At 59.7% G+C, this 26,627-nt stretch carries 26 protein-coding genes; 11 read left to right on the top strand and 15 right to left on the bottom strand.

Annotation, left to right across the window (positions count from 1 at the left end; genetic code table 11):
- Nucleotides 1-80 precede the first annotated feature (80 nt).
- The 7 genes from ABF757_RS00575 to mltG all read left to right on the top strand — a co-directional run bounded on the left by ABF757_RS00575 (nt 81) and on the right by mltG (nt 6,869).
- Nucleotides 81-830, top strand: coding sequence for a glycine betaine ABC transporter substrate-binding protein (locus tag ABF757_RS00575; protein ID WP_415480473.1), 750 nt, complete (start codon nt 81-83; stop codon nt 828-830).
- A 14-nt stretch (nt 831-844) separates the two neighbouring features.
- Nucleotides 845-2,098: a class I SAM-dependent methyltransferase gene (locus ABF757_RS00570; protein ID WP_415480472.1), complete on the top strand. Its 1,254-nt coding sequence runs from the start codon at nt 845-847 to the stop codon at nt 2,096-2,098.
- A 141-nt stretch (nt 2,099-2,239) separates the two neighbouring features.
- On the top strand, nt 2,240-3,184 hold the full coding sequence (gene fabD / locus ABF757_RS00565; protein ID WP_415480471.1) for an ACP S-malonyltransferase: 945 nt from the start codon (nt 2,240-2,242) through the stop codon (nt 3,182-3,184).
- An 18-nt stretch (nt 3,185-3,202) separates the two neighbouring features.
- The gene (gene fabG / locus ABF757_RS00560; RefSeq protein ID WP_415480470.1) at nt 3,203-3,946 is read left to right on the top strand and encodes a 3-oxoacyl-[acyl-carrier-protein] reductase; all 744 of its coding nucleotides are present in this window, start codon (nt 3,203-3,205) and stop codon (nt 3,944-3,946) included.
- Between the two features lie 292 nt (nt 3,947-4,238).
- Nucleotides 4,239-4,478, top strand: coding sequence for an acyl carrier protein (locus ABF757_RS00555; RefSeq protein WP_025859646.1), 240 nt, complete (start codon nt 4,239-4,241; stop codon nt 4,476-4,478).
- Between the two features lie 62 nt (nt 4,479-4,540).
- Entirely contained in the window at nt 4,541-5,851 is a 1,311-nt protein-coding gene (gene fabF, locus ABF757_RS00550) for a beta-ketoacyl-ACP synthase II (RefSeq protein WP_415480469.1), read from the top strand.
- A complete protein-coding gene (gene mltG, locus ABF757_RS00545) occupies nt 5,841-6,869 on the top strand; it encodes an endolytic transglycosylase MltG (protein ID WP_415480468.1) in 1,029 nt (342 codons plus the stop codon). The genes fabF and mltG overlap by 11 nt, the downstream gene beginning before the upstream one ends.
- Before the next feature lie 35 nt (nt 6,870-6,904).
- Here the strand turns inward: mltG and ABF757_RS00540 are convergent, their stop codons facing one another.
- The 14 genes from ABF757_RS00540 to ABF757_RS00475 form a co-directional block, all read right to left on the bottom strand.
- Nucleotides 6,905-7,747 (bottom strand): lipid-binding SYLF domain-containing protein, encoded by an 843-nt coding sequence (locus tag ABF757_RS00540; RefSeq protein WP_415480467.1) that lies wholly within the window; start codon nt 7,745-7,747, stop codon nt 6,905-6,907.
- 92 nt (nt 7,748-7,839) lie between these two features.
- Entirely contained in the window at nt 7,840-8,637 is a 798-nt protein-coding gene (locus tag ABF757_RS00535) for an inositol monophosphatase family protein (RefSeq protein WP_025859644.1), read from the bottom strand.
- An 86-nt stretch (nt 8,638-8,723) separates the two neighbouring features.
- Nucleotides 8,724-9,638 carry a lysophospholipid acyltransferase family protein gene (locus ABF757_RS00530; RefSeq protein ID WP_415480466.1) on the bottom strand — a complete coding sequence of 305 codons (915 nt, stop codon included), beginning with the start codon at nt 9,636-9,638 and terminating at the stop codon, nt 8,724-8,726.
- Complete coding sequence (gene lpxK / locus ABF757_RS00525; protein ID WP_415480521.1) at nt 9,619-10,620, bottom strand: tetraacyldisaccharide 4'-kinase; 1,002 nt, start codon at nt 10,618-10,620, stop codon at nt 9,619-9,621. The genes ABF757_RS00530 and lpxK overlap by 20 nt, the downstream gene beginning before the upstream one ends.
- The gene (locus ABF757_RS00520; RefSeq protein WP_415480465.1) at nt 10,617-12,608 is read right to left on the bottom strand and encodes a glycosyltransferase N-terminal domain-containing protein; all 1,992 of its coding nucleotides are present in this window, start codon (nt 12,606-12,608) and stop codon (nt 10,617-10,619) included. The genes lpxK and ABF757_RS00520 overlap by 4 nt, the downstream gene beginning before the upstream one ends.
- Before the next feature lie 22 nt (nt 12,609-12,630).
- Nucleotides 12,631-13,122 (bottom strand): DUF934 domain-containing protein, encoded by a 492-nt coding sequence (locus tag ABF757_RS00515; protein ID WP_415480464.1) that lies wholly within the window; start codon nt 13,120-13,122, stop codon nt 12,631-12,633.
- Nucleotides 13,109-14,800: a nitrite/sulfite reductase gene (locus ABF757_RS00510; RefSeq protein ID WP_415480463.1), complete on the bottom strand. Its 1,692-nt coding sequence runs from the start codon at nt 14,798-14,800 to the stop codon at nt 13,109-13,111. The genes ABF757_RS00515 and ABF757_RS00510 overlap by 14 nt, the downstream gene beginning before the upstream one ends.
- A 24-nt stretch (nt 14,801-14,824) precedes the next feature.
- A complete protein-coding gene (locus tag ABF757_RS00505) occupies nt 14,825-15,169 on the bottom strand; it encodes a DUF2849 domain-containing protein (protein ID WP_415480462.1) in 345 nt (114 codons plus the stop codon).
- Nucleotides 15,170-15,266: 97 nt separating this feature from the next.
- Entirely contained in the window at nt 15,267-16,328 is a 1,062-nt protein-coding gene (locus ABF757_RS00500) for a sulfate/molybdate ABC transporter ATP-binding protein (protein WP_415480461.1), read from the bottom strand.
- Nucleotides 16,325-17,128, bottom strand: coding sequence for a sulfate ABC transporter permease (locus ABF757_RS00495; protein ID WP_025859643.1), 804 nt, complete (start codon nt 17,126-17,128; stop codon nt 16,325-16,327). Before ABF757_RS00495 ends, ABF757_RS00500 begins: the two co-directional genes overlap by 4 nt.
- Entirely contained in the window at nt 17,125-17,973 is an 849-nt protein-coding gene (gene cysT, locus ABF757_RS00490; RefSeq protein WP_415480460.1) for a sulfate ABC transporter permease subunit CysT, read from the bottom strand. Before cysT ends, ABF757_RS00495 begins: the two co-directional genes overlap by 4 nt.
- Before the next feature lie 127 nt (nt 17,974-18,100).
- Nucleotides 18,101-19,981 carry an adenylyl-sulfate kinase gene (gene cysC, locus ABF757_RS00485; protein ID WP_415480459.1) on the bottom strand — a complete coding sequence of 627 codons (1,881 nt, stop codon included), beginning with the start codon at nt 19,979-19,981 and terminating at the stop codon, nt 18,101-18,103.
- A gap of 28 nt (nt 19,982-20,009) precedes the next feature.
- The gene (gene cysD, locus ABF757_RS00480) at nt 20,010-20,804 is read right to left on the bottom strand and encodes a sulfate adenylyltransferase subunit CysD (RefSeq protein ID WP_415480458.1); all 795 of its coding nucleotides are present in this window, start codon (nt 20,802-20,804) and stop codon (nt 20,010-20,012) included.
- Nucleotides 20,805-20,884: 80 nt separating this feature from the next.
- Nucleotides 20,885-21,577 carry a phosphoadenylyl-sulfate reductase gene (locus tag ABF757_RS00475; RefSeq protein WP_415480457.1) on the bottom strand — a complete coding sequence of 231 codons (693 nt, stop codon included), beginning with the start codon at nt 21,575-21,577 and terminating at the stop codon, nt 20,885-20,887.
- 362 nt (nt 21,578-21,939) lie between these two features.
- Here ABF757_RS00475 and bioB point away from each other — a divergent pair, with 362 nt between their 5' ends.
- From bioB to ABF757_RS00455, 4 genes are read left to right on the top strand one after another with little or no spacing between them, the layout of a single operon-like run.
- Entirely contained in the window at nt 21,940-22,935 is a 996-nt protein-coding gene (gene bioB, locus ABF757_RS00470; protein WP_025859642.1) for a biotin synthase BioB, read from the top strand.
- 15 nt (nt 22,936-22,950) lie between these two features.
- Entirely contained in the window at nt 22,951-23,592 is a 642-nt protein-coding gene (gene queE / locus ABF757_RS00465; RefSeq protein ID WP_415480456.1) for a 7-carboxy-7-deazaguanine synthase, read from the top strand.
- A 2-nt stretch (nt 23,593-23,594) separates the two neighbouring features.
- On the top strand, nt 23,595-24,326 hold the full coding sequence (gene queC / locus ABF757_RS00460; protein WP_025859640.1) for a 7-cyano-7-deazaguanine synthase QueC: 732 nt from the start codon (nt 23,595-23,597) through the stop codon (nt 24,324-24,326).
- A complete protein-coding gene (locus ABF757_RS00455; protein ID WP_415480455.1) occupies nt 24,319-24,849 on the top strand; it encodes a 6-pyruvoyl trahydropterin synthase family protein in 531 nt (176 codons plus the stop codon). The genes queC and ABF757_RS00455 overlap by 8 nt, the downstream gene beginning before the upstream one ends.
- A gap of 108 nt (nt 24,850-24,957) precedes the next feature.
- Here the strand turns inward: ABF757_RS00455 and ABF757_RS00450 are convergent, their stop codons facing one another.
- On the bottom strand, nt 24,958-26,580 hold the full coding sequence (locus ABF757_RS00450; RefSeq protein ID WP_415480454.1) for a malate:quinone oxidoreductase: 1,623 nt from the start codon (nt 26,578-26,580) through the stop codon (nt 24,958-24,960).
- Nucleotides 26,581-26,627 lie beyond the last annotated feature (47 nt).

The raw sequence follows: 26,627 nt of genomic DNA, 5'->3' as shown, positions 1-26,627 counted from the left end.
GGCCGCATCTCCTGCTGCAACAGCAGCGCAGCCTGCTCCATACACAGGGTCAGGTTCAAACAGATACAAAGGAACCTGTGATGACCACCTTGACGCTCGCCTATCCCGAATCCACCGTGCATGAGGCGACCGCGGCGGCCATCATCCGTGTGCTGGAAGCAAACGACGTCGAACCTGAAATCGTTACCGGGCCTAAATCCATTCTGGCCACAATGCTGAAAAATCAGGAAATCGATCTGTATGTCTCCGCATGGCTGCCTGATGAGGACGGAGCGCTCCTGACGCCGGGCGTGCTCCCTCTGGGCACACTGTTCCACCCCGAAATCTGCTGCTGTATTCCCGGAGAAAACGCGGCCTATACCTCTTTGGCTGATCTTGCACAGGCTGGCCCGGAACTCTCGCGCACCATCATCACGCCCGCGTCTCTGGTCGCCCATATGGAAAAGGTGCTGGACGTCTACGGTCTGGCCGCGGCGGGCTTCACGCTGGCCCCCAGCCCGGATGCCGAGGCCATTGCGGCCCTCAATACCATTCTGACCCGCGGCGATCTGGCCATCATGCCCCTGTACCAGCCCTGCTTCCTGTTCCATCAGGGGGGCTTCCGTATCCTGACTGATCCTAAAAAAGCGCTGGGTGAAGAGCAGACCGCCCGGCTGCTGCTGCGTCAGGGCCTGCGCGATGAGCTGGAACAGGATCTGGTGGATGAGCTGGATGAGTTACTGCTGAGCGCCAAAATCATCAGCGCCATGGACTACGCCATGCATGTTGAAGGCATGAACGCAGATGAGGCCGCCGAAGCGTGGCAGCGTGGCAGACTGCTCCCGCGCTGAGGGAGGGTAACACCATGACTGCCCCTGACGACCTGTTCGATTCCAGCCTCACGGCTCAATACGAAGCCTATCCCTATCCCGAACGCTCGGCAAAAGAGGAAAGCAAGCGGTTGCTGATCGGCAGCCCGAGCCACCTGCGCGAAATCGACTACTGGGTATTCGGCGCACAACGCCCGACCAGTCGCCCCCTTCGGGCCCTTGTCGCAGGATGCGGCACGGGCGATGGCGCCATCATGCTCGCGACCCATCTGGCCCGCGCGCAGCGCCCCGGTGAAGTCGTCTGCCTCGACCGTTCCAAGGCCGCGCTGGCCATTGCCCAGGCCCGCGCGGATGTACGCCAGCTTACCAACATACGCTTTATCGAGGGCTCGCTGCTGGAGTTGCCTGCACTCGAACTCGGCCTATTCGATTACATCGACTGCTGCGGCGTTCTGCACCACCTACCCGACCCGGACAGCACATTAACCGCTCTGGAGGCCATGCTGGCACCGGGTGGGGGTATGGGACTGATGGTATACGCCCCCTATGGCCGCACGGGCGTATATATGGTGCAGGATGCCCTCGGCAGCCTCGCCCCCGTAACAGACACCCCCGAAGCCCGGCTGGACATGGCCCGCCGCATCATGCGGACTTTGCCCGCCACCGCGTGGCTGCGTCAGAATGGCAACTTTGGCGATCATCTCTCCGGGGGAGATGCCGGTCTGTACGATCTGCTGCTCAACCCGCGTGACCGTTCCTATACCATCACGGCTTTCATGGCGCTGCTGAGCCGCGCCGGGCTGGAACCCACCTGTCTGATGGAACCCGCCCGGTATAACCCGGCCCTGTTCCTGCCTGACCCGAAACTGCGCGCAAAGCTGGCGGAGTTACCGCCTCTGGAGCAGGCCGCCATTGCCGAGGAACTGACCGGCAATATGGCAACCCACGTTGCCTATGTCGTGCGCAAGGGAGCAGCCCCCACACGCCCGGACCCGCTGGATTACGCCAGTATTCCTATCATGCGCGAAATACCCGGTGTGGAACTGGCCAAGCAGATGCGGCCGGATAACACGCTGCCCTTCGCATTCGGCACGCTGCTGGTGCCTATTGCGCTCCCCCCTCAGATACGCGGCATTCTGCCGCTGATCGATGGAGAGCGCACGGTGGGCGATCTGGCACAGGCACTCGAAACCCGTGGGGTAGGCGAGGAAAAATTCCGGCAGGTCTGGCGTGAAAGCTTTGATACGCTGGAAAGTCTGAACCGGGTTCTGCTCCGCTCTCCCGCCTGAATGTAACGTCCGATACGCGCATATTGTGCCACACGGGCACAGGCCGTATCGTGCGTCACCTCAAAGCGCCGGAGCCACTGGCCGTTCCATGACGGACACGCCCATGGCGCTTCATCCGCTCAAAGAACACAGTGAGACAGCATGGCCGTTTACGCATTTGTATTCCCCGGACAGGGTAGCCAGTCCGTTGGCATGGGGCGGGATCTGGCCCAGGCCTTTCCATCCGCCCGCGCCGTTTTTGAAGAGGTGGATGATGCTCTGGGCGAAAACCTGTCGAAAATTATTTTTGAAGGGCCAGCAGAAAACCTGACCAGCACGGAAAACACCCAGCCCGCGCTGATGGCTGTTTCCATGGCTGTGCTGCGTGTGCTGGAAAACGAAGGGGGGCTGGATCTGACATCAACTGCCACCCTGCTGGCCGGACATTCTCTGGGTGAATACGCAGCTCTTGCCGCTGCCCGCTCGCTAGGCATTGCCCAGACTGCCAAACTGCTGCGCCTGCGTGGTCAGGCCATGCAGAAAGCCGTGCCCGCCGGGGAAGGCGGCATGGCCGCCCTGATCGGGGCGACACTGGAACAGGCGGAAGAAATCTGCGCGCAGTCAAGCAAGACCGCTCTGGTGGAAATTGCCAACGACAATGGCGGTGGGCAGATCGTACTATCCGGCAAAATGGCGGGCATTGATGCGGCCATAGCACTTGCCAAAGAGATGAAAATCAAGCGCGCGGTCAAGCTGCCTGTTTCTGCTCCGTTCCATTCCTCGCTAATGAAACCGGCGGAAACCATCATGGCCGAAGCGCTGGAGCAGGCCACGATTGCCGCACCGGTTGTACCGGTTATCGCCAATGTCACCGCCCTGCGCGAAACCGATGCCGACACGATTCGTAAGAATCTTGTCCAGCAGGTGACCGGCCGCGTGCGGTGGGAAGAAAGCGTGCGCGCCATGGTAGAAATGGGCGTGGACAGTTTTGTTGAAATCGGCGCAGGCAAGGTTCTTTCGGGCCTGATTCGCCGGATTGCACCCGATGTCACGACAGCATCCGTCGGCACGCCGGATGACATCGAAGCCTTTCTTAAATCATTGTAATAAAACGGATAAAAAAACATGTTCAGACTGGATGGCAAAACAGCGCTGGTCACGGGCGCATCGGGCGGGATCGGCAGCGCGATTGCGAGCATCCTGCATGCTCAGGGCGCGCGCGTGGTTCTTTCCGGCACACGGGAATCCGTAATCCAGCAGCAGGCTGATGCGCTGGGTGAGGGCAGGGCCTTTGCCGCTGCCGCCAACCTGAGCGACGCGGCCGCCGCCGATGCGCTCGTTGCCAAAGCCGAAGAAATCGCCGGTGCGCCGCTGGATATTCTGGTCAACAACGCGGGCCTGACGCGCGACACGCTGGCGCTGCGCATGAAGGACGATGACTGGAATCAGGTGCTGGACGTTGACCTGGCAGCTCCTTTCCGCCTGTGCCGCGCCGCACTCAAGGGCATGCTGCGCCGCCGCGCGGGCCGCATTGTCAACATTGCCTCCATCATTGGTGCGACTGGCAATGCGGGACAGGCCAACTACGCAGCCGCAAAAGCCGGCATGGTTGGCATGAGCAAGTCTCTGGCACAGGAAGTCGGCTCCCGCGGCGTCACGGTCAACGTGGTAGCTCCGGGCTTTATCGTCACCCCCATGACGGACGCCCTGCCGGATGCACAGCGTGAAAAACTGCAGGCTTCCATTCCGCTCGGCCGCCTTGGCCAGCCTTCGGATGTCGCCTCGGCCGTGCTCTATCTGGCTTCGGATGAAGCTGCGTGGATCACCGGCTGCACCTTGCATGTAAACGGCGGCATGGCCATGATCTGACACAGCCGAAAGCCGATGTGCGCCCCAGATGCGAGAGGGCGTGCAAAAATCTTTCAGATGTGGCAGACAGACAGCGCAAATAGCGCTACGTCAGGCAGGAGAGAAAGCAATCCATCCGGTTTGCCTTGGCGTAACATGGAAAAACGTGCTAAGCGCCCGCAACTCCCGCTGCTAAGGCAGAAAGTTGGCCGAGATCATTGGCCCTTTCCGCCATGCACGGAAGATTGAGGGCTAACCAAGCACCTGAACAACCTTGCCGCTCTGCGGTCAGGCATATGGGATAGAAAGACAGATGAGCGAAATCGCTGATAAGGTTAAGAAAATCGTGGTCGAGCATCTCGGCGTCGAGGAAAGCAAGGTCACTCCTGAAGCATCGTTCATCGATGATCTGGGTGCGGACAGCCTCGATACCGTCGAGCTGGTGATGGCGTTTGAAGAAGCCTTCAATGTCGAAATCCCCGAAGATGCGGCTGAAAAGATCACCACTGTCAAAGACGCCATCGATTATATCGAAAAGCAGAAAGTAGCCTGATTCGGGCCTTAATCTGCGGGTAAGTTGGAATGTGGCCCCCTGATTGTCAGGGGGCCATGGACGTGTCGAACAGGGAGCGGGCTGGTTTGTTGCTGTCGGCCGGATTGAATTCGGAGCGGAGACGCGTTGTCGTCACCGGCATGGGCATCGTCGGGCCGCTCGGCCTCGGTGTCGAAAATGTATGGTCGCGCCTTACGGCGGGAGAAAGCGGGATCGGACGGATCACGCAGTTCGACCCCAGTGATCTGCCAGCGCAGATTGCAGGCGAAGTGCCACAGGGCCCAACCAGCGAGGGTAAACTGACCCTTGAGGAATGGGTGCCTGTCAAAGACCAGCGTAAGATGGATCGCTTCATTCATATGGGGCTGGTCGCTGCGACCGAGGCTGTAGAGGATTCCGGATGGAAACCTCAGTCCGAGGAAGACAAGTGCCGTACCGGCGTCATGATCGGTTCGGGCATTGGCGGTCTGCAGACCATCTATGATGCGTCGATTACCGTGCATGAAGGACGGGCACGGCGTCTTTCGCCGTTCTTTATTCCTTCTGCCCTGATCAATCTGGTTTCTGGCCATGTTTCGATCAAATACGGTTTTCAGGGCCCCAACCATTCGGTTGTCACGGCCTGCGCCACAGGTGTGCACGCCATTGGCGATGCCGCACGCCTGATCATGTTCGGCGATGCCGATGTCATGGTCGCGGGCGGTGCGGAAGCGACCGTCTGCCCTCTGGGTATTGCCGGTTTCTGTTCGGCGCGCGCTCTTTCCACCGGGTTTAACGAAACACCCCAGACCGCCTCACGGCCATGGGACAAGGACCGCGATGGCTTTGTCATGGGCGAAGGCTCGGGTGTGGTTGTTCTGGAAGAATACGAACACGCCAAAACCCGTGGCGCCAAGATTTATGGCGAAATCATCGGCTACGGCATGTCTGGCGACGCCTATCACATCACCGCTCCGGCTGAAGGGCATTATGGTGCTTACCGCGCCATGCGTGCCGCACTCCAGAGCGCAGGGCTGAACACGTCTGATATCCAGTATGTCAATGCTCATGGCACCTCCACCATGGCCGATGACATGGAACTGGAAGCAGTCGAACGCCTGTTTGGGGATGATGCCCGTACGCTGGCCATGTCTTCTACCAAATCGGCAACAGGCCATCTTCTGGGTGCTGCCGGTGCGGTTGAAGCCATTTTCTCCATTCTGGCTATCCGCGACAACGTGGCACCGCCGACGCTGAACCTCGACAATCCTTCACGCGAGAGCGTGATTGACAGAGTAGCGCATACCGCGCAGCAGCGTCAGATCAATGTTGCGCTGTCCAACAGCTTCGGTTTTGGCGGCACCAATGCCAGCCTGATCGTGCGTGGCGTCTAAGCGCACGAAAAAACCAAAAGCATCCGCCCCGCGTGAGAGGAAGAATTTCCTTCTGCGCGGGGCGATTCTGTTTGGTGCGGGTGTACTCCTGTGCGCAGGAGGTACCGCCGGGTTTGGCTGGCATGACTATACACGCTCCGGCCCGCTGGCTGTCGGGCAGGATGTTGTCATCCCCCATGGCGGTTACGCTTCAACCGCAGCCGTTTTACAGAATGCCGGCATTCTGGCTGATGACTGGTGGCACGGAACGCTCTTCCATGTCGCAGTTGTGCTGACACGCCATAACGGACAACTTCATGCGGCAGAGTTCCATTTCCCTGCTGGTGTTTCCCTTCGAGAAACCCTGTGGATTTTGCGGCATGCCAAGCCTGTCCTGCACAGGCTGACTATCCCCGAAGGGCTGACGGCCAGCCAGATCAGCGCCCTTATCAGCAATGCCCCCTTCCTGACAGGTAATGTGCCTGCCTTTGGTGAGGGGGCCATTCTGCCACAGACATACAGCTATCTGCGAGACAGCACCCGACAGGCACTTGTGGCACAGATGCAGCTACGCCTTCATACAACCCTGCAAGAAATCTGGCAGGCACGCTCGCCCGACACTCAGATACTGCACACGCCTGAAGAGCTTCTTGTTCTGGCTTCATTGATTGAAAAAGAAACGGCTGTTCCTGATGAACGCCCCCTGATTGCCGGGGTATTCCTCAACAGGCTTGCCAAAGGCATGAAGCTCCAGACTGATCCAACGGTTATCTACGCCATAACTCACGGCAATCCGCCGCTTGGCCGCCCACTGACACGATCAGACCTTCAGACACCCAGCCCCTATAATACGTATCTGGTCCCCGGCCTGCCGGCTGGCCCCATCTGCGCACCGGGAACACAGGCCTTAGAAGCAGCAGCCCATCCGGCACGAACCGATGCCCTGTATTTTGTCGCAAATGGCTCAGGGGGGCACAGTTTTGCTGCCACCCTGTCTGAACATAATCAGAATGTTAGCGAGTTCAGAAAAAAGCACTGACTCATAGCCAGTGCTTTTTTACCGATATGACCGGATTAACGGTGGCTCGAACTGGTCGGGCTAAGACTTTCCTGACGGATACCGCCACCGGCAGAACTGGGCTCAACCGCATCATCAAAGCTATCGTTCGCGGCAGCGGTACTCCGGCTGGCGCTTGATGTTGGCGTGGTTGCGGTGGATGCCGTGGAATAACGCATCAGTATCCGGCGCAACGGATCAGCCCCCGGATTATTGACCCGCATGGTCACAACAATCTCTTCAGGCCCGACCGTCTGGCTGTAATATTCACGGTTTACATCGCTGTTAACCGTCAGCTTGCTACCACCGAGCGAAGCCCCCGCGAACACACCCTGCGAGCGCTGGGCAACAAGAATATCCGTGTTGCTGGCCCCCGCATTGGCACTGGCCACGGCCGTGCTCATATTGGCAAAAGAGGCCCCCGCATTGGACCCAAGCTGCAACTGGCTATCCAGCAATGCCTGCAAGCCCCTGTCTGTCATGATAAAAAACAGGATCTGCGAACTCTGGACCCCGAACTGGATCCCCACCGAGGCCGTGCTGAGCGTGTAAAATGCCGGGTCTGACCACGAGCCACGGGCATCGCGCGCCAGCAGAACACAGCTTCCGTGCGCGCCCCCGAACCCGATGGAAACCCGGAACATGGCAGGGCAAACCATAACCGCCCGCGCCTTGCTCAGATTGGTGCTAAGGACGGAGCGCTGGCTGCTGTTCCCGAAAATATCCTCAACACTCAGGGCTGCACGATCAACCGTGGCCTGTGGTGTATCCGATGCCCGAGCCTGTTCCTGCGTCCCGGCAACCAGTGTTGTCGCACCCGCAAGCGCAAACACGACGGACAAACGGGTAAACTGTTTCATGGCCGTTTTCCTCCATGGTAACCGGCATCTTTGTTGCATCAGAAGAGAGCATGGTTTTATGGCGGCAGAAAGGCCTTGCCGTATTTTTCCTTCTATTCCAGAGGAATACCCACGGCATCAGACAGGGTTTGGGCAATATGGGGGTTAGCCGCCATGATTACGGCCCCGCCTGTCAGCCCGCCATCACGCAGAAAGGGAGAAACCCGTGCTCCGGCTTCCGCCAGCAGGGGCAGGGCTCCGGCTACATCCCACAGATTGATGACAATCTCGATATAGCCGTCCAGCCGCCCGCTTGCCACATCGGCCAGTGCCAGCGCGCCGCAGCCACCTGAACGAGGCATGGCTCCCAGTTCCATGATCGCATCAATCTTTTCCATGAAAACCGGCTTAGGCACGCGCCCGCTCCAGCCCATTTCAATCATGGCACGCGAGGGCTCCGCCACGCGAGAGGCCTGAATGGGCTTGCCATTCAGGAAAGCACCATGGCCACGTAACGAGGTATAAACCTCCTGCAACGCAGGGGCTTCAATAACGCCCGCAACAGGCTCATCGCCATCAAGCAACCCAAGCGAAACGCACCACCGGCTACGGCCACGCGCATAATTGGAGGTGCCGTCAATCGGGTCCACAACCCAGCGCAGGCTGCCTGTGCGGGTTACGCCACCTTCTTCACCCTCGAACCCGTCATCGGGAAAAAGCGCCTTCATGCGCCCGGCAATAAAGGCTTCTACCGCGCCATCAGTCTCGGTCAGCCAGTCCTGTGCGGCTTTCAGCTCGCCCTGCGGGCCACCCGGTTGCGGCCTCATGGCCATGGCCATACGCGCGGCATCCCGCACAACGGATCGGGCGGCTTCCAGTCGGCAGGCCAAAGCGGGGCTGGGGGCGGTCATGATACAAAATCTCCTGCTTCTTGGTTCGGGCCGGGGCACGATAGCGGGAAACCAGTATTATAAAAGCCCTGCGGCCGGAATGTCTGTCAGGCTCGATAGCAGGATTTTGGCCACCGCCTGTGCAGCCACAACCAGCTTTGCGGTTTTTGGCGTATCCAGCTTTCTAACCGGTCATTGATCGCCTGTGTCAGCAGGCGGGTATCTTCCTGTTTATTCCCTGTATCTGGCAGGGTCAGGGGCGCTTCCACCACCACGCGCAAGCGGGCAGGGCCCAGACGCACCACATAACCCGGAATAACCGGACAGCGGTACCGCAGGGCCATGGCAGCAAGGGCAGGGGCTGTCATGGCGGGTTGGCCGAAAAATGTCACCTCCAGACCATCGTTCATTTTCTGGTCCACCAGCATGCCAAGCCGCCCACCACGCGCCACATAAGCCAGCGCTTCACGCGCGCCTTTTGCGCCTTTGGCAAACAGTGGCACAGTCTTGCCACCCATGGCACTGTCACGCAGGGTGCGAATAAGCGCATCTACCCGCGGGTTTCCTGCCGCACGGTAAAACGAGGCAAACGGCACGCCATGCCGCGCCACCGCTGGAGGCAGCATTTCCCAGTTGCCAATATGCCCGGATACGAACAACACCGGGCCACCATGGCGAGCCTGCTCATGCAGATATTCAGCCCCCTGAACCTCAAAGCCCGGACCGGATGGGGTATTCTCCTGCAGGCTGGCAATATGGGGCAATTCCCCTACCGTGCGCCCCAGATTTTCCCATACTCCCCGCACGATGGCACGCCTTTCGCGCAGGGGCAGTTCCGGCATGGCCAGTTCCAGATTCCGCTCGGCTACATGGGAGACCGGCAGCAAAGGGCCAATAGCCCGCGCCAGATTGCCTGCGAAGGTTGAGGCGGTTTCAGGCTTCATCTCTCCTAGAAACGCCAGCAGTGCTTGGGCAACACAGGCCTCAAGCCATTGCCCCGTTTTATGAAGCCACGTTGCCATACGGCTCTCCTTCAAGAAACCGATCCAAAATCCATTCAGGATCAGCCTCATCCCGCCAGATTAAATCCACCCCCACACTGATAACCCGGGCCTGAAATTCCGACGGCAAACGCACATGGTCCTTGGGCGTGGTAACCAGCACGGCACCATGCCTCCGGGCTTCTGTCTCCAGCCTTGCAAGATCGCGCACGGTATAGGGATGGTGGTCGGCAAATATGCGCGTCCCGACAAGGTTTACCCCCGCGTCACGTAGGGTATCGAAAAACTTGTCCGGCCGGCCGAGCCCCGCAAACGCGATACAGGGCTTACCCATCACCGCCGCAACTTCAACTGACTGCTTGAAAAACGCCTGAAAAACCGGCTTTCCACAGGCTTGTAACCTGGGGAGCAAGCCTGTCCTGTCCGCACCGGTCAGCAAGATGGCCGTACTGCGCGCCAACGCATCCGTCAGAGGTTCACGTAACGGCCCGGCCGGTAATACATGCCCGTTGCCAACGCCGGCTCCACCATCGATAACCAGTAGGGACGCTGTCTTGCGCAATCCCGGATTCTGAAATCCGTCATCCATCAGCAGGCAGTCCGCCCCTGCCTCAATGGCGCGTTCTGCGCCCCGCACACGATCTCCTCCTACCCAGACCGGGCATATACTGGCCAGCAGCAGCGGTTCATCCCCCACATCGGCCGCTCCGTGCCGCATCGGATCAACCCGCGTACCATCAGGCACCCGCCCGCCATATCCGCGCGCAAGGATATGCGGTTTTTTCCCCCGCCGGATCAGCCTTTGCGCCAGTTCCATAACCACTGGGGTTTTGCCCGTTCCCCCCACGCTGACATTGCCACAGCACAATACGGGCACAGGGGCGCTCCAGCCCGCTTTTTCCTGCCTTTTGCGGGCAGCACGGATCACCAGTGCCTCAACAGGCGAGAGCAGAGCAGGCAGCAGACGTGCCGCAGGATTGCGCCAAAAGCCAGGTGGTTTCAGCATGACCATGCCAACGCCACAACCCGGTCCGCCAACTGATCAACCAGAGACTGATCCGCCATGGCGATCTCCTGCGCGGCATGGCCCATTTGTTCACGCAGGGCTTGATTACCCACAACACGGCGTACCCAGCCTGCCAGAGCCTGTGTATCCGGCACATTGGCCACGGCATCGCCAAAATGCTGATAGGCTTCGGTAAAATTACCCGTAAGCGGACCGGTGGCAATCGCGCAGCCCAACCGGGCCGGTTCATAAGGGTTGTGGCCGCCCCCTTTACAACCCGGCAGGCTATTGCCCATGAAAACGCATGACGCCAGCCGGAAAAACAACCCCAGTTCGCCCAATGTATCCGCCACCCATATCTGATCCTGCGGCTGCGGAAGCTGCCCTAGCTGTCGCCGGGGGGCTCCACCGGCCATGGCTGCAATATCGGCACCACGTTCGGGGTGGCGGGGCACGATAATGGTCAGTAAATCTGGTATATCCCGCGACAGGATGCGGGCCACATCGATAATCGCCTGCTCTTCCCCCGCATGCGTGGAAGCCGCCAGCCAAACTAGCCGCGCGCCCAAGCTGGCGCGCAAACGCTGAAGCTCTGCCTGATCTACCGGCAGGGGGCGCGCCGCGCGTTTGAGATCGCCCGAAGGCAGAACAGAGGACGCTCCAAGAGCAGACAGACGCCCGGCATCCTCCGGGCTTCTGGGGCATATCCACGCAAAACGCTCCAGCATGGCTCGTGCTACCCCCGGCATGCGCTGCCAGCGTTTAAAGCTCCTGTCCGACATGCGGCCATTGACCAGCGCCACGGCAATATTGCGTGCATGGCACAGGCCAATCATGGTGGGCCAGAGTTCGCTTTCCGTAAACACTACGGCCTGCGGCTGCCAGTGGCGCAAAAAACGTCCCCCCCAGCGCGGCACATCAAGCGGCATGAACTGATGGATCACACGCGCATCGGCCAGTCTCTGGGCAACCGTATGGGCAGCCGTAACGGTGCCGGTTGTCAGCAGCACATGCATATCCGCACGCAGAGCCAGACATTTCTGCACAAGAGGCAGCAAGGAGATAACCTCACCCACACTGGCCGCATGAAACCACACCAGCGCCCCATCCGGGGGGGAGCGGGACGCATGGCCCATTTTCTCACGCACACGCTCGGGCAGTTCCTTACCCCGCGCCAGCCGCCAGCGCAGAAACAAAGGCAGAAGCGGGGTAAGAACCCGACCAGCAACGGCCCATATGCGCGAAGGTGTCAGTGCAAGCGGCGCAAGGGCCTTGGGCGGGTTCTCTGTATCCATGGGGGTGGCTCTGAGCCGCTCCGCACTGCCCATCGCATCATTCAGAGCCTGTTCCAGCACAAGAGCCGGGTCGGCCCCATCCGGCAGGCTATCAAGAAACAGCGGATCACCGCAGGAGAGCACACCCCGGCCAAACGGCAGCGGGAGCACCATTCGGTCCCATGTTTTCAGCTTCAGGCCATGGCAGACAGCGCCAACTGGCACCACAGGCGCTCCGGCCAGACGCGCCAGAGCCAGCACCCCCTGTTGAACCTTACGCCTTGGCCCTCTGGGGCCATCGGGGGTTATGGCAACAAGACAGCCATGCCGTAGGCTGCGGCGCATCTGCCGCAGGGCATTGGCTCCGCCCTTGTTCTTGCCTCGTGTATCGCTTGATCCGGCAATGGACCAGATGCGCCATGGCGCCACGACATCGGCAATCAACCGGCCATCCTGATTGCGGCTTATCAGAACCCTGAGCCGGAGAGCCGGGTTGTGTGGCTCCGCCCACCACCACAAGGCAGGCGAAAGCGGCAGCATTTCGTGCCAGAAGGCCACAACCGCTACGCGGCCTTCACGCCCGGTCAACCAGTCCTGTGACTGGGGTGAGAGAGCGATTGTCCAACGCGTGGTTCGCAGGGCAAAGCCCAGATACGCACGCAGCCCTGCCACCAGACCGGCACGCAGGGCCGAACGAACGGGGCCTGTCATGATACGGACCCGCCTTATGCCCTCAGGAAAGCAGCCATCTCCTGAGGCCGGTGCCTTCAGGTTTTTCGTCCAGCACGGAAGGCTGGTACGCCACGGTAAAGCGGGTATGCGCCTCCTGCCAGAAAACTGGGTCGCTCTCCTGCGGAATCTCGACCTGCGAAACCCCACAACGCAGCAGGAACTCATACTGGTCGGGCAGAATATGCCCTGCTGCCCGTACTGTGCCTGTGTAACCCAGATGCTCACGCAGGGCGCGGGCCTGACTGAAAGCCCTGCCATCGCGGAAGGAGGCAAACGTCACACACACAAGGTCCAGACGGGGCAGGGCTTCGCGCAGGCTTTCAACCCGGTCCGCCGGTTCCAGCACCACGCCAAGACGGCCCGCACCATTACGCCCCAGCCCTTCAGCCAGACGGGAGAGCGGCACCAGCACATCGCCTTCCGGCAGGGCTACGCCTTCCTGTGCAGTCTGCCAGCCGTTTTGCGTAATCTGGCCGTTCTCAAACAGTGGCATAGGCTGCGTCCTTGAATGGCGCCGCGCCAAGACGGCGGCAGGTCTCGATAAAACGCTCACCCGGATTACGCCGGACGAGATAGGTGTCGATTATACGGGCAATAGCGTCCACTGTCTCGTCTTCGGACATGGCAGAGCCCAGAATCTGGCCGACGGATGCATCATCCCCCGTGCTGCCGCCAAGCGTGATCTGGAAAGCTTCCTCGCCACGCTTGTCTACCCCCAGAATACCGATATTGCCGGCATGGTGGTGCCCACACGCATTGATGCAGCCCGAAATATTCAGCCTGAGCTGGCCGATTTCCTGCTGCAGCGTGTTGTCAGCAAAACGCGCGCTCAGTTTCTGCGCGATAGGGATAGAACGCGCATTGGCCAGAGAGCAGTAATCCAGACCGGGGCAGGCAATGATATCGGTCAGCAGTCCTACATTGGCCGTGCCCAGCCCGTTGGCCTGCAACACTTGCCAGATCTCGAACAGGCGATCCTGCCGAACATGGCCCAGCACGACATTCTGCATGTGGGTAATGCGCAGTTCGCCAAAACTGTACTGATCCGCCAGATCAGCCAGCAGGTCCATCTGCTCGGCCGTTGCATCACCCGGAATACCACCCGCAGGCTTGCATGATACCGTCAGGCTGCAATAGCCGGGCTGCTTGTGCGGGTGGGTGTTGGTGCCAACCCATGCGGCGAACTCGCGGTCCGCACGGCACTGGGCGGCCAGAGCCTCAGAACCATCGGCCAGCGTTTCGAAAGCCGGTGCGCCAAAACGTGCGCGAATGGCATCAACAACCTCGGCCGGCAGACGGTAACGGCTGCGATCCATGGCGGCGAATTCGGCATTTACCTTTTCAAGAAATGCTTCACGACCAAGGGCCTGCACAAGAATTTTGATACGCGCCTTGTACATATTATCGCGGCGGCCATACTCATTATAGACACGCAACACGGCCTCAAGATAGGCAATCAGGTCTTCTTCAGGCAGATCGTCGCGTAGGCTGACGCCGACAATGGGTGTACGCCCAAGTCCGCCGCCCACAATCACCTCGAACACGGCACGGCCATTAGCCCCGACACGGGCAATCAGCCCGATATCGTGGAAGCGGGCTGCCACACGGTCCTGTGCACTGCCGGAAATGGCAATTTTGAACTTGCGCGGCAGGAAGGTGAATTCAGGATGCAGGGTAGACCACTGCCGCAGAATTTCCGCATGCACACGCGGGTCAAGCACCTCGTCACGCGCGGCACCGGCGAACTGGTCGGATGTCACGTTGCGGATGCAGTTACCGCTGGTCTGGATGGCGTGCATCTGGGCATCGGCCAGCACGTCCAGAATTTCGGGCGTATCTTCCAGCTTGATCCAGTTGAACTGGATATTCTGGCGCGTGGTGAAATGCCCGTAACCCCGGTCATAACGCCGTGCAATATGGGCGAGGGTACGCATCTGCCCGGCACTAAGGGTGCCATACGGAATAGCTACGCGCAGCATGTAGGCATGAAGCTGAAGGTACAGACCGTTCATCAGCCGCAGGGGCTTGAACTCGTCCTCGCTCAGCGCACCGGACAGGCGGCGGGCCACCTGATCACGGAACTGCTCGACGCGCTGTGCCAGAAAAGCGCGGTCAACCTCGTCATAGGCATAACGCCCGACCGGAAGCGTGGACTGAAGGAGCTGGGGCATGGTTTCTTGTCCTGCTAACGGTTTTCAGGCCTGTTCCGCCTGCGCGGGGGGCTGCCAGGCCGGGGTGAAGGCGGCATGCACACTGGGGCCAAACGCACGAATGCGTTCGCGGGTTGTCAGCGGCTCGGGGCCGGATGAAGACAGTTCGACCTGCACACCATAAACCCCCACAACCTCATCTGCCGCGGCACGGGCGTTCTGGTTTGCCAGCCGCTCGGGCATGCTCTCATTGGTAAAGGTTGCAGCGTTTTTAATGGTCAACTGCCACGCGCCCTGCGGGTCAAGCCAGACAATCCGTCCGTCCAGCAGCCGGTTTGCCGTGACAACGCTCAGCCCGTCTTCATCGCGGCGATTGTTTCTGCGATCCACTTCCGTCCCTTTCTGGCCCGTTCCTGCCATAGAAAATACAAAAAACAGATGATATTATCAATATATCACGAACAAAAAACGTATCATGTCGCACGCCTTACAGGCAGGCGAGACCATTACGGAACAACCGCGCCCGGCTGATATCCAGCGCAGTGCCCTCAAGGGCATGCTCCACACCATCCTGCGGCAGAAAGAACGGAATGCTGTGCTCTGCATTATTGAGCACATAATGCCGGTAGCCATTGCGCGCCCCACGTGGCAGCGCCTTCCATGGGGCATCCTGCCCCGGCTGTGCAGGAACAAGCTGGATTTCATACGGCCGTATCATGGCGACAGCAGGGCCATCGACCACGGAAGTCGGCACGGGAAAGGGCTGAACGAGCGGGTTATGCGGCACCATGCGCCCGGCCTGAACATCGCCGGGGAAGGAAACGGCCTCGCCCAGAAACTCCATAACAAACTCGGTTGCCGGGCTACGGTCCAACTCCACGGGAGAAGCATCCTGCACGATCTGCCCATCCTGCATGACCACGATCCTGTCGGCCACATCCAGCGCCTCTTCCTGATCATGGGTGACAAGGATGGTCGTCAGCCCCAGCCGGTCATGCAGGTCTCGCAGCCACGAACGGATCGAACGCCGCACAATCGGATCAAGCGCGCCAAAAGGCTCGTCCAGCAGCAGCACACGCGGGCCGGTAGCCAGTGCGCGGGCCAGCGCCACACGTTGCCGCTGTCCGCCGGACAGACGGGCAGGGTAGGCACTTCCCAGTTCAGGGATCTGCATCAGGTCGAGCAGTTCCTTTACCCGCTCATCAATCCGGGCGCGGGCAGGGCGGCGGGCGGCGGGCAGCACGTCCAGACCAAACGCGATATTGCGCGCAGCCGTCATGTGCGGGAACAGGGCATAGTTCTGAAAAACAAAGCCTATCTGGCCCGCGCGTGCGCTCACATCCTCCATGACCTGACCATCCAGACTGACCGTGCCACTCTGGTAAGGATCAAGTCCAGCAATGGCCCTGAGCAGTGTTGTCTTGCCTGCGCCCGAAGGGCCAACAAGGGCCACAAAAGCGGAATCCGGCACGTCGAGCGAAACCTTCCTCAGTAGCGCCTTGCGCCGACCGGGAGCAAAACGCTCAACAGCGCTGACTTCAATACTCATGCCTTTCTCTCCCGCAGGCGCGCGATCCATTCCGGGGCTGAGCGCAGCAGCACGGCTCCCATGGCCATGACCCCCAGCAGGGCTGCCATGGTGAAAGCTGCCACCGACTGATAGCCATTGTACAAATTCTCGATATGCAGCGGCATGGTTTCAGTCTCGCCCGGAATATGGCCAGATACCACCGACACCGCACCAAACTCGCCCAGCGAGCGCGCCGTTGTCAGCAGCACACCGGATAAGAGCGCGCCACGCACGCCGGGCAGAGTGACATGCCACAAAACCTGCCAGAAATTGGCTCCGGCCAGCACAGCGGCCTCTTCCGCATCACGCCCCTGCAACTCCATAACGGGCAGCAGCGTACGCACCACATAGGGCAGGGTAACGAACAGCGTGGCCAAAATAATGCCCGGCACCGCAAAGGCTATGTGGATATTCCACCGCTCCAGCATGGGGCCGAACCAGCCCTGTGCACCAAACAGCAGCAACCACACCAAACCTGACACCACAGGTGAAATGCTCAGCGGCAGTTCCAGCAGCACCAGCAACGCCTGTCGCCCACGAAAACGAAAGCAGGCCAGCAACCATGCCGCCAGAACACCAAACACCGTATTAATGGCGACAGACACCACCGTAACGCGCAAAGTGAGCCATATGGCAGATAGGCCGTCCGGGTCTGACAGGGTGGCGAGTGACGCCCACAATCCGTCCTTGAGGGCCTCGCTCAGCACCATGGCTGGGGGTGCTACCAGCACGAGTAAAATGAACAGCCAAGTTGCTACCCACAGCACGTAACGCATCATGCGGGCTCACTCCACAAGGCAAGCCGCTTGCGCATCATCCCCACCAGCAGCAGCACCAGAAGCGACGCCACAAGCAGGATAAGAGCAATGGCGGTCGCTCCAGCGTAATCAAACTCCTGCAACCGCACGACAATCAGCAGAGGTGCAATCTCGCTCTTGAAAGGCTGATTACCTGCGATGAAAATGACCGAGCCATATTCCCCGATCCCCCGCGCGAAGGCCAGACCGAACCCCGTAACAAGAGCGGGCAGAAGCGGAGCGACAATCACCCGCGTAAAGACCTGCCATGGCTTGGCCCCAAGCAGCTTGGCAGCTTCTTCAAGCTCATGGGGCAGGTCGCGCAGTACGGGCTCAATAGCACGCACCATAAACGGCAGCCCCACGAACATGAGGGCCACCACAATACCCAGCCGGTTGTATGAAACGAAAATCCCAAGCCGTGATAGAGGCTCGCCCAGCCAGCCATTCGGGCTGTACAAAGTCGCCAGCGTAATGCCGGAAACCGCCGTGGGCAGAGCCAGCGGCAGGTCGATCAGGGCATTGGCCACATGCCGTCCCGGCAAATGTCCACGCACCAGCGCCCAGGCCAACATGAGCCCGAAAGGCAGGTTGCAGGCCGCAGCCGTGGCCGCGCAGGAAAAGCTGGTCCAGAGAGCGGCAAACATGCGTCCATCGCGCAAGGCTGTGAGCATGGCACTTACGCCATCCTGCCATGGCCGCACCAGCAGCGTGGAAAGCGGCAGAAGAATCAGCAACCCCGCCCAGAGCAGGGTTGTGATCAGGGACAGCCGATACCCCGGCAACGCCCGGTTCGAGCGTAGCAATGCAAGAAAAAACTGTTTCATGTTACGGCGCGCTCGTTCCGGCTTTCCCTTGATAGATGATAGCCAGCCATCAGGTTTGACAACAAGAACGCAACGCGCCCGATCCGTAAGAACCGGGCGCGCCCGTTAGTGCCAGAACCGGAATGCTTCAGCCCCGCTTGCGCTGCCCCGCACCCGTACGGACCGTGGCTTCCACAAAGGTCACCAGTTCGCCCGCCGCCGCATCGACAGCCTGCGCACCGGTTTCTACCCGCAATGCAGGCGAGTGCGGTGCCTCGTAGGGAGCATCAATGCCGGTAAAGCTGCTGATCTTGCCTGCACGGGCGGCGGCATAAAGCCCCTTGGGGTCACGCTGCTCGCATACATCAAGCCCGGCATCGACAAAGATTTCGGCAAAGTTTTCACCGATAATCCGTGCAGCCAGCTCCCTGTCAGATTTCAGCGGCGAAATCAGCGTTACAAGCACGACCTGCCCGGCATCGCGCAGGATACGGGCAACCTCGGCGGCACGGCGCACATTTTCCGTGCGATCCGCTTCGCTAAAGCCCAGATCACTGCACAGCCCGGCACGCAGCGTATCACCGTCCAGAACGGTTACGTCCACACCGGCGGCAAACAGGCGGTTTTCAGCCGCACGCGCCAGCGTTGTCTTGCCCGCGCCGGAAAGCCCGGTCAGCCAGAACACTGCGCCCTGATGGCCCTTGATCCGCTCACGATCCTGCACGCTCACATGGCTCGCGCTGGGGTGAATGACCTTTTCGCCCGGTGCAATCTCGGCAGGGCCCATCAGCGGCGCGCCGCCAACGATACGCTGCTGCCGATCCACCAGCACGCCACGTCCATCGGTTGTACCGGGGGTGAAGGGGTCGAACTGGATGTTTTCCGAAGCAGAGAGGATGATCTGTGCGAAGCCTTCGGGCGGCACTTCCTCGCCGGGATTTTCCGTAAGGTCTTCGAGGTTCACCACAGATTCAATGGCCGTCACGGTCACGGCATGTTCTGCCGTCGCCAGACGCAGGCGGAAGCTCTCGCCAACGCGCAGGGGCTCCTGACGCAGCCAGAACAGGCGCGTACGCACGCGCGATGCTTCAACCGGTGCCGTTTCGCGATGGTGCAGCAGGTCACCACGGTCAGGGATAACATCCGGCTCAAGCGTTACCGCGACCGACTGCCCTGCATAGGCCGAAACCTGCGGAGCCGTGTGCCAGCCTTCGATAGAAGCAATGCGGGCAGGGGTTTTCTGTGTGCCGATCACCACCGTATCGCCAACACGCACGCGGCCGCGTTCGATACGGCCCGCAACGTAGCGCTTGTCGCCAAAACGGTACACATCCTGCACCGGCAGGCGCAGAGCCAGCTCAGCGCGGGAAGCAGGCGTGGGTACAGCCACCAGCGCTTCGGTCAGCGTCGGGCCTGTATACCAGGGCATGTTCTCGGAGCGGGCGGCTATATTATCGCCATCACGCGCGGAAGCCGGCACGAACAGGGCGGCTTTGAGATCCAGCCGGGTCAGCAGATCCGTTACATCGGCTTGCACGGCTTCAATCTTGGCCTGATCAAAGTCGAGCAGATCAACCTTGTTGAGCAGCACGATGATATGGCGGATACCGATCAGATGCAGCAGCATGGCGTGGCGGCGTGTCTGCTCACGCGCACCTTCCGAGGCATCCACCACCAGCACGGCGGCTTCGGCATCGGCAGCACCTGTGATCATGTTGCGCAGAAACTGGCGATGTCCCGGCGCATCCACAATAACGTATTCACGGCCCTTCAGGTTAAAGGGGATACGTGTGGAATCAACGGTTACGCCCTGATCACGCTCGATCTGAAGGGAGTCGAGCAGAAAGCTCCACTCAATCTTGAGGCCACGCTTTTTGGACGATTCAATAATCTGCGCGACCTTGCCGTCCTGCAGGTTATCCGTGTCATGCAGCAGGCGCCCGATCAGGGTGGATTTGCCATGATCGACATGCCCGACAATAACGATAGGCGTTGCCGCATCCAGGCTGGTGGTGGTGTTCTTGGTCATGTTCGCTTCAATCCCGGTCGGCACGTAATCAGAGATAGCCCGCCACTCGCAGGCGTTCGAAGGCATCCTCGGACTCATGATCCATGGCGCGGCCCGCACGTTCGGATGTTTTGGTCGTTTCCAGTTCCTCGATCACTTCCGCCACGGTGGAGGCATTGCTCTCAACCGGAGATGTAATATCGGAATCACCCAGCGAGCGATAACGCTTGCCGTCTTTGGCGAAATACAGGTCAACCAGCGGAATGCCTTCACGCTCGATGTAGCGCCAGATATCGATTTCACGCCAGGACAGCAGGGGATGGACACGGATATGCATGCCTTCCTCGTGCGGGGTGGCATACTGGTCCCAGAACTCGGGCGGCTGGTTACGGATATCCCATTTATGGCTCGCGCCACGCGGGCTGAACACGCGTTCTTTCGCACGAGTGCCCTGCTCATCACGACGGATACCCGCGATTACGCCCTGCAGCTTGTGCTTTTCGATCATGGTAGCCAGACCCGCGGTTTTACGGGCAGCGGAACGCGCGGCCGGCGGCAGGGAGGGGTCCATCTCTTCAACCGGCGGGCAGTCACCCAGCAGCAGGTCCAGTTCCCATTTTTTGGTGTACTCATCGCGGAACTGGTACATTTCGGGGAATTTCTTGCCCGTATCCACGTGCATGACGGGGAACGGCACACGCCCCATGAACGCCTTCTTGGCCAGCCAGACCATGACGTTCGAATCCTTACCCAAAGACCACAGCATGGCCAGCGGCTTGAGCTTGCGATAGGCTTCCCTCAGAATGAAAACGCTCTGAGCTTCCAATTGATCAAGATGATCCATAGTATCCGTAACCCCGTTCTCGGGCTGCATGAAGAATGAAAACGTGCACTGGGCACCCAGATATTCAGACCGTCAGAAGACTAACTGACATGAATACCACACTCGGTCTTGTTCAGTCCCGCCCAGCGACCACCCCGGGCATCCTCCCCGCCACCTACAGGTGCGGTGCAGGGCTCGCACCCGATTGACGGATACCCTTCACTCACCAGTGGGTGAGGGGGCAGGCCGCGCCGTGCCATTTCGGCCTGAATTTCATCAGCGCTCCAGTAGGCCAGCGGGTTGATTCTGATCTGGCCATCCTCGCGACGTTCCACAACGTCCATCTGCGAACGAGTAGAGGCCTGACCGCGCTTGCGGCCCGTCACCATGGCCTCATACCCCAGAGAAGCCAGACGCAGGGGCTCCACCTTACGCAAGGCACAGCACGCATCAGGATCGAACGCCCAGAGTTCGCCCGTGGGGTCGTTCTGGGCTACGCGCGCGGGATCTGGATCAATATCGACAACATTGGTCAGACCAAGAAACGCCGCCAGATCACGCCGGTACGCTATAGTTTCCGGGAAATGGCGGCCAGTATTAAGGAACAGTACACGCATGGCAGGATCGGCCTCGGCCACCATGGCCAAAAGCAGAGCAGATTCCGCACCAAAAGAAGATAAAACCGCCAGTTTCTCGCCAAACTGGGCCTGCGCTGCGCGCAGCAACGCTACGGGATTATCCCGCAATGCCTCAAGTTCGAGCACCTGATCGTCTCTTTCAAAAACCGTGGCCACGCCTTATACACCGCTTCCGAACGATTGAATGAAAATAATTAAACTCTTCATACAGACACATTCATATCCCAACAACTCTTATTTTCACCATCAATGCAGGCTTGCGCCCTACAATTAACGACAGATGAATGTTGTTTACCAAACCATTTAGCGCCCCTAATTTTGTTGGCATAATATATCTTATGCGCTAATTGGCCGCGTTCCAGCTAAACAGGATGACCGGCGCGGGTGTGCCCGCAACACCATGCTCAACGCCATTCCAGACCCGGCGATACCCCATTTGGGCATTACATGCTGGTGCTGCCCACACAGCCGAGCTATATTCAGGCTCCTTTCTTCATATTCTGGTTCGGTTTGCTGTTATGGCTGATGGTTCATCCCCCCTTTCTCACTCCCCTGCTCCCGCGCCCACGCGCCACGACTGGAGTGTGTCGGAAATCCAGGCCCTATTGAACCTGCCCTTTCCTGAACTGATGTTCCGCGCGCAGACAGTCCACCGCGCGACGTTCGACCCGACAGAAATCCAGATTTCCACGCTGCTGTCGATCAAGACCGGCGGATGCCCCGAAGACTGCGCTTACTGCCCTCAGAGCGCGCTGCATGAAGACAGTGTAAAAGCTGAAAAGCTGATGGCTGTCGAAAAGGTTCTGGATGAGGCCCGCAAGGCCAAAGCCGCCGGGGCTGGACGGTTCTGCATGGGGGCTGCATGGCGCTCGCCCAAGGAGCGCGATCTTGAGACCGTGTGCGCCATGATCGAAGGCGTAAAGGAACTCGGGCTGGAAACCTGTGTAACCCTTGGCATGCTGGACGACACGCAGGCCCTGCGCCTGAAGGATGCCGGGCTGGATTACTACAACCATAACCTTGATACCTCTCCTGAATATTACGGCGAGATTATTTCCACCCGCACCTATCAGGATCGGCTCGATACGCTCTCCAGCGTGCGTGATGCCGGTATCAATGTCTGCTGTGGCGGCATTGTTGGCATGGGCGAAGGTGAGAGCGACCGTGCGGGGCTGATCGCCTCGCTCGCCAACCTGCCGACCCACCCGGAAAGCGTTCCCATCAACCTGCTTGTCCGTGTTGAAGGCACGCCTCTGGCCAAGGCGGATGAAGTCAGCCCGCTTGATTTCGTACGCATGATCGCCGCTGCGCGTATTACCATGCCCAAGAGCCGCGTGCGACTGGCCGCCGGGCGCGAAAACATGACGGACGAAACACAGACCCTGTGCTTTCTGGCCGGTGCGAACTCCATTTTCTATGGCGAACGCCTGCTGACCACCCCTAACCCGCAGGCCCAGCGTGACCGCGTTCTGATGCAGAATCTGGGCATGCACACCACCGGTATCGGCCTGTAACCCGCCCCGGACAGGATGAGCTATACCGTCAAGGAGATTTTCCTCACCCTGCAGGGTGAAGGAGGACAGGCAGGGCGCGTTGCCGTGTTCTGCCGCTTTACCGGCTGCAATCTGTGGTCGGGCCGGGAGCAGGACCGCGAAAGCGCCCAGTGTCGCTTTTGCGATACCGATTTTGTCGGCACCGATGGGGATAATGGCGGCCGGTTTGAAACCGCCGCCGCACTGGCTGGCATGATTGACAGCTTCTGGCCCGCCAACGCCGAAGGCGGTGGCCGTAAACTGGTGGTTTTTACAGGGGGAGAACCCCTGCTCCAGCTTGATGCTCCACTGATTGCCGCCATGCACGCGCTGGATTTTGACATTGCCGTTGAAAGCAATGGCACCCTCCACGCGCCTGAAGGCATAGACTGGCTGTGCATCAGCCCCAAGGCTGGCACGCCTTTGCTCCAGACACAGGGGGCGGAACTCAAGCTGGTCTACCCACAGCAGGGACTGGACCCGGCAGATCTTGCTCAGCTTGATTTCCGCCTGTTCTGGCTACAACCTATGGATGGTGCGCATCAGGCCGAGAACCTTCAGGCTGCCATCCGGTATTGTCTGGCGCACCCACAATGGGGGCTGTCCCTGCAGACCCACAAACTAACCGGAATTCCCTAGCCATGCCGCTTGCTGAAAGAGATCAACACGAGGCTGCCATTGTGCTGTTTTCCGGCGGGCAGGATTCAGCCACCTGTCTGGCATGGGCATTGGCGCGTTTCAATCGCGTTGAAACACTGGGCTTCCATTATGGACAGCGCCACGCGGTGGAACTGGAATGCCGTGCGGCCCTGCGTGAAGGCATGGCAGCCAGCAACCCGCTCTGGCGCGAGCGCCTTGGGCCCGACCATACTCTGCCACTCGACGCCCTGCACATGGTCTCGGAAACAGCACTGACCCGCGAAGCGGAAATCACCATAACCGAAAGTGGGTTACCCAACACCTTTGTGCCGGGCCGCAACTTGCTATTTCTGACCTTTGCCGCAGCACTGGCCGCACGGCGCACAATCCGGCACATTATTACCGGCGTGTGCGAAACCGATTATTCCGGCTATCCTGACTGCCGCGATGACACAATCAAATCGCTTCAGGTCTCACTCAACCTAGGCATGGAGCGGCGTTACGTTATCCATACCCCGCTCATGTGGCTGAGCAAGGCGGAAACATGGATGCTAGCGGAAGAACTCGGCGGGCAAGACCTTGTTTCCCTGATCAACCGGGAAAGCCATACCTGCTATACCGGCCAGCGCGAAACACTGCATCCATGGGGCTATGGGTGCGGCACCTGCCCCGCCTGCCACCTACGGCAAACCGGATGGGAAGCCTATCAGGCCAGGAAAGCCGAACATGCCTGAACTTGTTTTTACCCGCCGCTTTTCCATGGGCCACCGCCTGATCCACGGGGCATCGGAAAGCTGTGCCCTGCCCCATGGGCATAATGAACTCGTGACCGTGCGGTTGAACGCCACAACCCCTGCCCGTCTTGATGGCTTGGGCAACATGGCCATTTCATTCCAACGGGCCAAAGGCACATGGCACCGCTTTGTGGATGAAAAGCTCGATCATGCCCTGCAACTGGCGCAGGATGATCCTTTGCTGGACTGGTTTCTAGTGCACGAGCCCGCGCGCGCACGTCGGATTGTCGTAACCCCGGGCGACCCTACAACCGAGCTTATGGCCTGCCTGCTCATGGCCAAAATCAATGCATTCCTGAAGCACGAGGGGGGTGTACTGCACTGCACGGAACTTTCCTTGCAGGAAACGCCGACTAATACCGTTTGTTTTTCGGGCGACCCCGAAGAGTTCATCCCTCAAACGGATTTCTCCCGCACACCATGGTGGCAACGGGCCGATATGAGCATTTCGGATCTGACCTGAACACTCTTATGTGAACACCCTGCCCGACCCGCAATAAAGCGCACCGGCACAGGCTGGAAAAGGTGCGAAAGCCGGGTCCATCACAAGAACCCGGCCTCCCATACGCTGCTAGAGCGTGAGCCCCAGAATTTTCGTGGTCCGATCGAACTGCTGCTGGCACAGAGCCGGGTTGTTAGCCAGCTTCTGCCCGAATGAGGGCACCATGGCCTTAAGCCTGTCGGTCCATTCGGGCATTTTGGAAGCAAAGCATTTCTGCAGAACGTTGAGCATGATCGGGGCCGCCGTGGAAGCGCCGGGCGAAGCACCAAGAAGGGCTGCCACCGAACCATCATCACTGGCGATGACTTCCGTACCGAACTGAAGCACGCCACCTTTCTGCGGGTCCTGCTTGATAATCTGCACACGCTGGCCAGCCACCACCAGCTCCCAATCCTCTGCCTTGGCATCGGGAATAAAGTCGCGCAGGGCCGCAATCCGGTCTTCCTGCGACTGCATAACCTGCTGGATCAGATATTTTGTCAGGGGCCAGTTATCACGCGCAACGGCCAGCATTGGCCCGATATTGCCCGGCCGCACAGAAAGCGGCAGATCCATCAGCGAACCCTGCTTGAGAAAGCGGGTAGAGAACCCGGCATACGGCCCGAACAGCAGCGCAGGCTTGCCATCAATCATGCGGGTATCAAGATGCGGCACGGACATGGGCGGCGCACCAACCGAAGCCTTGCCATAAACCTTGGCGCGATGCCGGGCAATCAGCGCCTTGTTGGTGCAGCGCAGGAACTGCCCGCTGACTGGGAAGCCACCAACACCCTGCGCCTGCGGAATGCCGGTTTTCTGCAGCAGGGTCAGAGCCGCACCACCACCACCGATAAAGACAAAGCGCGAGCGCACGATACGATCGGTATTTTCACGCAGGTCACGCACTTTCAGCCGCCACTGGCCATCTTCATCGCGGCGGATATCCTGCACATCGTGCCGGGTATGCAGCACGCAGCCCTTTGTGCCGGACAGATAGCTGAACAGCAGGCGTGTCAGCGCGCCGAAATTGACATCCGTGCCCATCAGGCTGCGGGTGACGGCAATAGGCTCACCTTTGGGCCTGTTCTGCATGATCAGCGGTGCCCACTGGGCAATCTGCTGACGGTCTTCCGAATAATCCATACCGGCAAATAGCGGGTGAGCGGACAGCGCCTCGTGCCGCTTACGCAGGAAGGCCACGTTATCGGCCCCCCAGACAAAGCTCATATGGGGAACAGCCGTCAGGAAATCGCCCGCGGCAGGAATAACGCCATTTTCGACCAGATAAGCCCAGAACTGCCGCGAAACCTGAAACTGCTCATTTACCGCAACAGCCTTGGAAATATCGACCTTTCCATCTGCACCCTGCGGTGTGTAGTTGAGCTCGCACAGGGCTGAATGTCCTGTGCCTGCGTTGTTCCAGGCGTTTGAACTTTCTTCCGCAACAGTATCGAGCCGCTCGTAAATGCTGATTTTCCAGTCAGGCTGAAGCTGACGGAGCAAAGTCCCGAGTGTGGCGCTCATGACGCCACCGCCAATCAGGACAACATCAACAGAAGAGGCAATATCGGTCGAGTTGGAACTCATCATGGTCTCCGCATTGCCACTCAGCCCCGCAAGGACAACATTCAGCGGACTGGCGGCTTTTATTTTTCGCCACGGGTTCCTGCTCTTGCAGCCACAGGTAACCGGCGGCCTAATTGCTAGCTGCATTACTGCGCGCAGTATAGGCTTATATCCATCGCGCGCCTGCTCACCTT

The sequence above is a fragment of the Acetobacter papayae genome (assembly GCF_047721125.1).
GTDB classification, from domain to species: Bacteria; Pseudomonadota; Alphaproteobacteria; order Acetobacterales; family Acetobacteraceae; genus Acetobacter; species Acetobacter papayae.
Note: the sequence above shows the minus strand (reverse complement) of the source record. Positions and strands in the feature narration are given on the sequence as shown.

Excerpts from the sequence above, each read along its gene's own strand:
- bioB (WP_025859642.1), top strand. The coding sequence starts at position 21,940 with ATGGCTGATGGTTCATCCCCCCTTTCTCACTCCCCTGCTCCCGCGCCC.
- ABF757_RS00515 (WP_415480464.1), bottom strand. The coding sequence starts at position 13,122 with ATGCCACTGTTTGAGAACGGCCAGATTACGCAAAACGGCTGGCAGACT.
- ABF757_RS00540 (WP_415480467.1), bottom strand. The coding sequence starts at position 7,747 with ATGAAACAGTTTACCCGTTTGTCCGTCGTGTTTGCGCTTGCGGGTGCG.
- queC (WP_025859640.1), top strand. The coding sequence starts at position 23,595 with ATGCCGCTTGCTGAAAGAGATCAACACGAGGCTGCCATTGTGCTGTTT.
- cysC (WP_415480459.1), bottom strand. The coding sequence starts at position 19,981 with ATGACCAAGAACACCACCACCAGCCTGGATGCGGCAACGCCTATCGTT.
- cysD (WP_415480458.1), bottom strand. The coding sequence starts at position 20,804 with ATGGATCATCTTGATCAATTGGAAGCTCAGAGCGTTTTCATTCTGAGG.
- ABF757_RS00510 (WP_415480463.1), bottom strand. The coding sequence starts at position 14,800 with ATGCCCCAGCTCCTTCAGTCCACGCTTCCGGTCGGGCGTTATGCCTAT.
- fabD (WP_415480471.1), top strand. The coding sequence starts at position 2,240 with ATGGCCGTTTACGCATTTGTATTCCCCGGACAGGGTAGCCAGTCCGTT.
- ABF757_RS00495 (WP_025859643.1), bottom strand. The coding sequence starts at position 17,128 with ATGATGCGTTACGTGCTGTGGGTAGCAACTTGGCTGTTCATTTTACTC.
- cysT (WP_415480460.1), bottom strand. The coding sequence starts at position 17,973 with ATGAAACAGTTTTTTCTTGCATTGCTACGCTCGAACCGGGCGTTGCCG.
- fabG (WP_415480470.1), top strand. The coding sequence starts at position 3,203 with ATGTTCAGACTGGATGGCAAAACAGCGCTGGTCACGGGCGCATCGGGC.
- ABF757_RS00520 (WP_415480465.1), bottom strand. The coding sequence starts at position 12,608 with ATGACAGGCCCCGTTCGTTCGGCCCTGCGTGCCGGTCTGGTGGCAGGG.
- ABF757_RS00455 (WP_415480455.1), top strand. The coding sequence starts at position 24,319 with ATGCCTGAACTTGTTTTTACCCGCCGCTTTTCCATGGGCCACCGCCTG.
- ABF757_RS00450 (WP_415480454.1), bottom strand. The coding sequence starts at position 26,580 with ATGCAGCTAGCAATTAGGCCGCCGGTTACCTGTGGCTGCAAGAGCAGG.
- ABF757_RS00535 (WP_025859644.1), bottom strand. The coding sequence starts at position 8,637 with ATGACCGCCCCCAGCCCCGCTTTGGCCTGCCGACTGGAAGCCGCCCGA.
- ABF757_RS00570 (WP_415480472.1), top strand. The coding sequence starts at position 845 with ATGACTGCCCCTGACGACCTGTTCGATTCCAGCCTCACGGCTCAATAC.
- ABF757_RS00530 (WP_415480466.1), bottom strand. The coding sequence starts at position 9,638 with ATGGCAACGTGGCTTCATAAAACGGGGCAATGGCTTGAGGCCTGTGTT.
- ABF757_RS00575 (WP_415480473.1), top strand. The coding sequence starts at position 81 with ATGACCACCTTGACGCTCGCCTATCCCGAATCCACCGTGCATGAGGCG.
- queE (WP_415480456.1), top strand. The coding sequence starts at position 22,951 with ATGAGCTATACCGTCAAGGAGATTTTCCTCACCCTGCAGGGTGAAGGA.
- ABF757_RS00555 (WP_025859646.1), top strand. The coding sequence starts at position 4,239 with ATGAGCGAAATCGCTGATAAGGTTAAGAAAATCGTGGTCGAGCATCTC.
- ABF757_RS00500 (WP_415480461.1), bottom strand. The coding sequence starts at position 16,328 with ATGAGTATTGAAGTCAGCGCTGTTGAGCGTTTTGCTCCCGGTCGGCGC.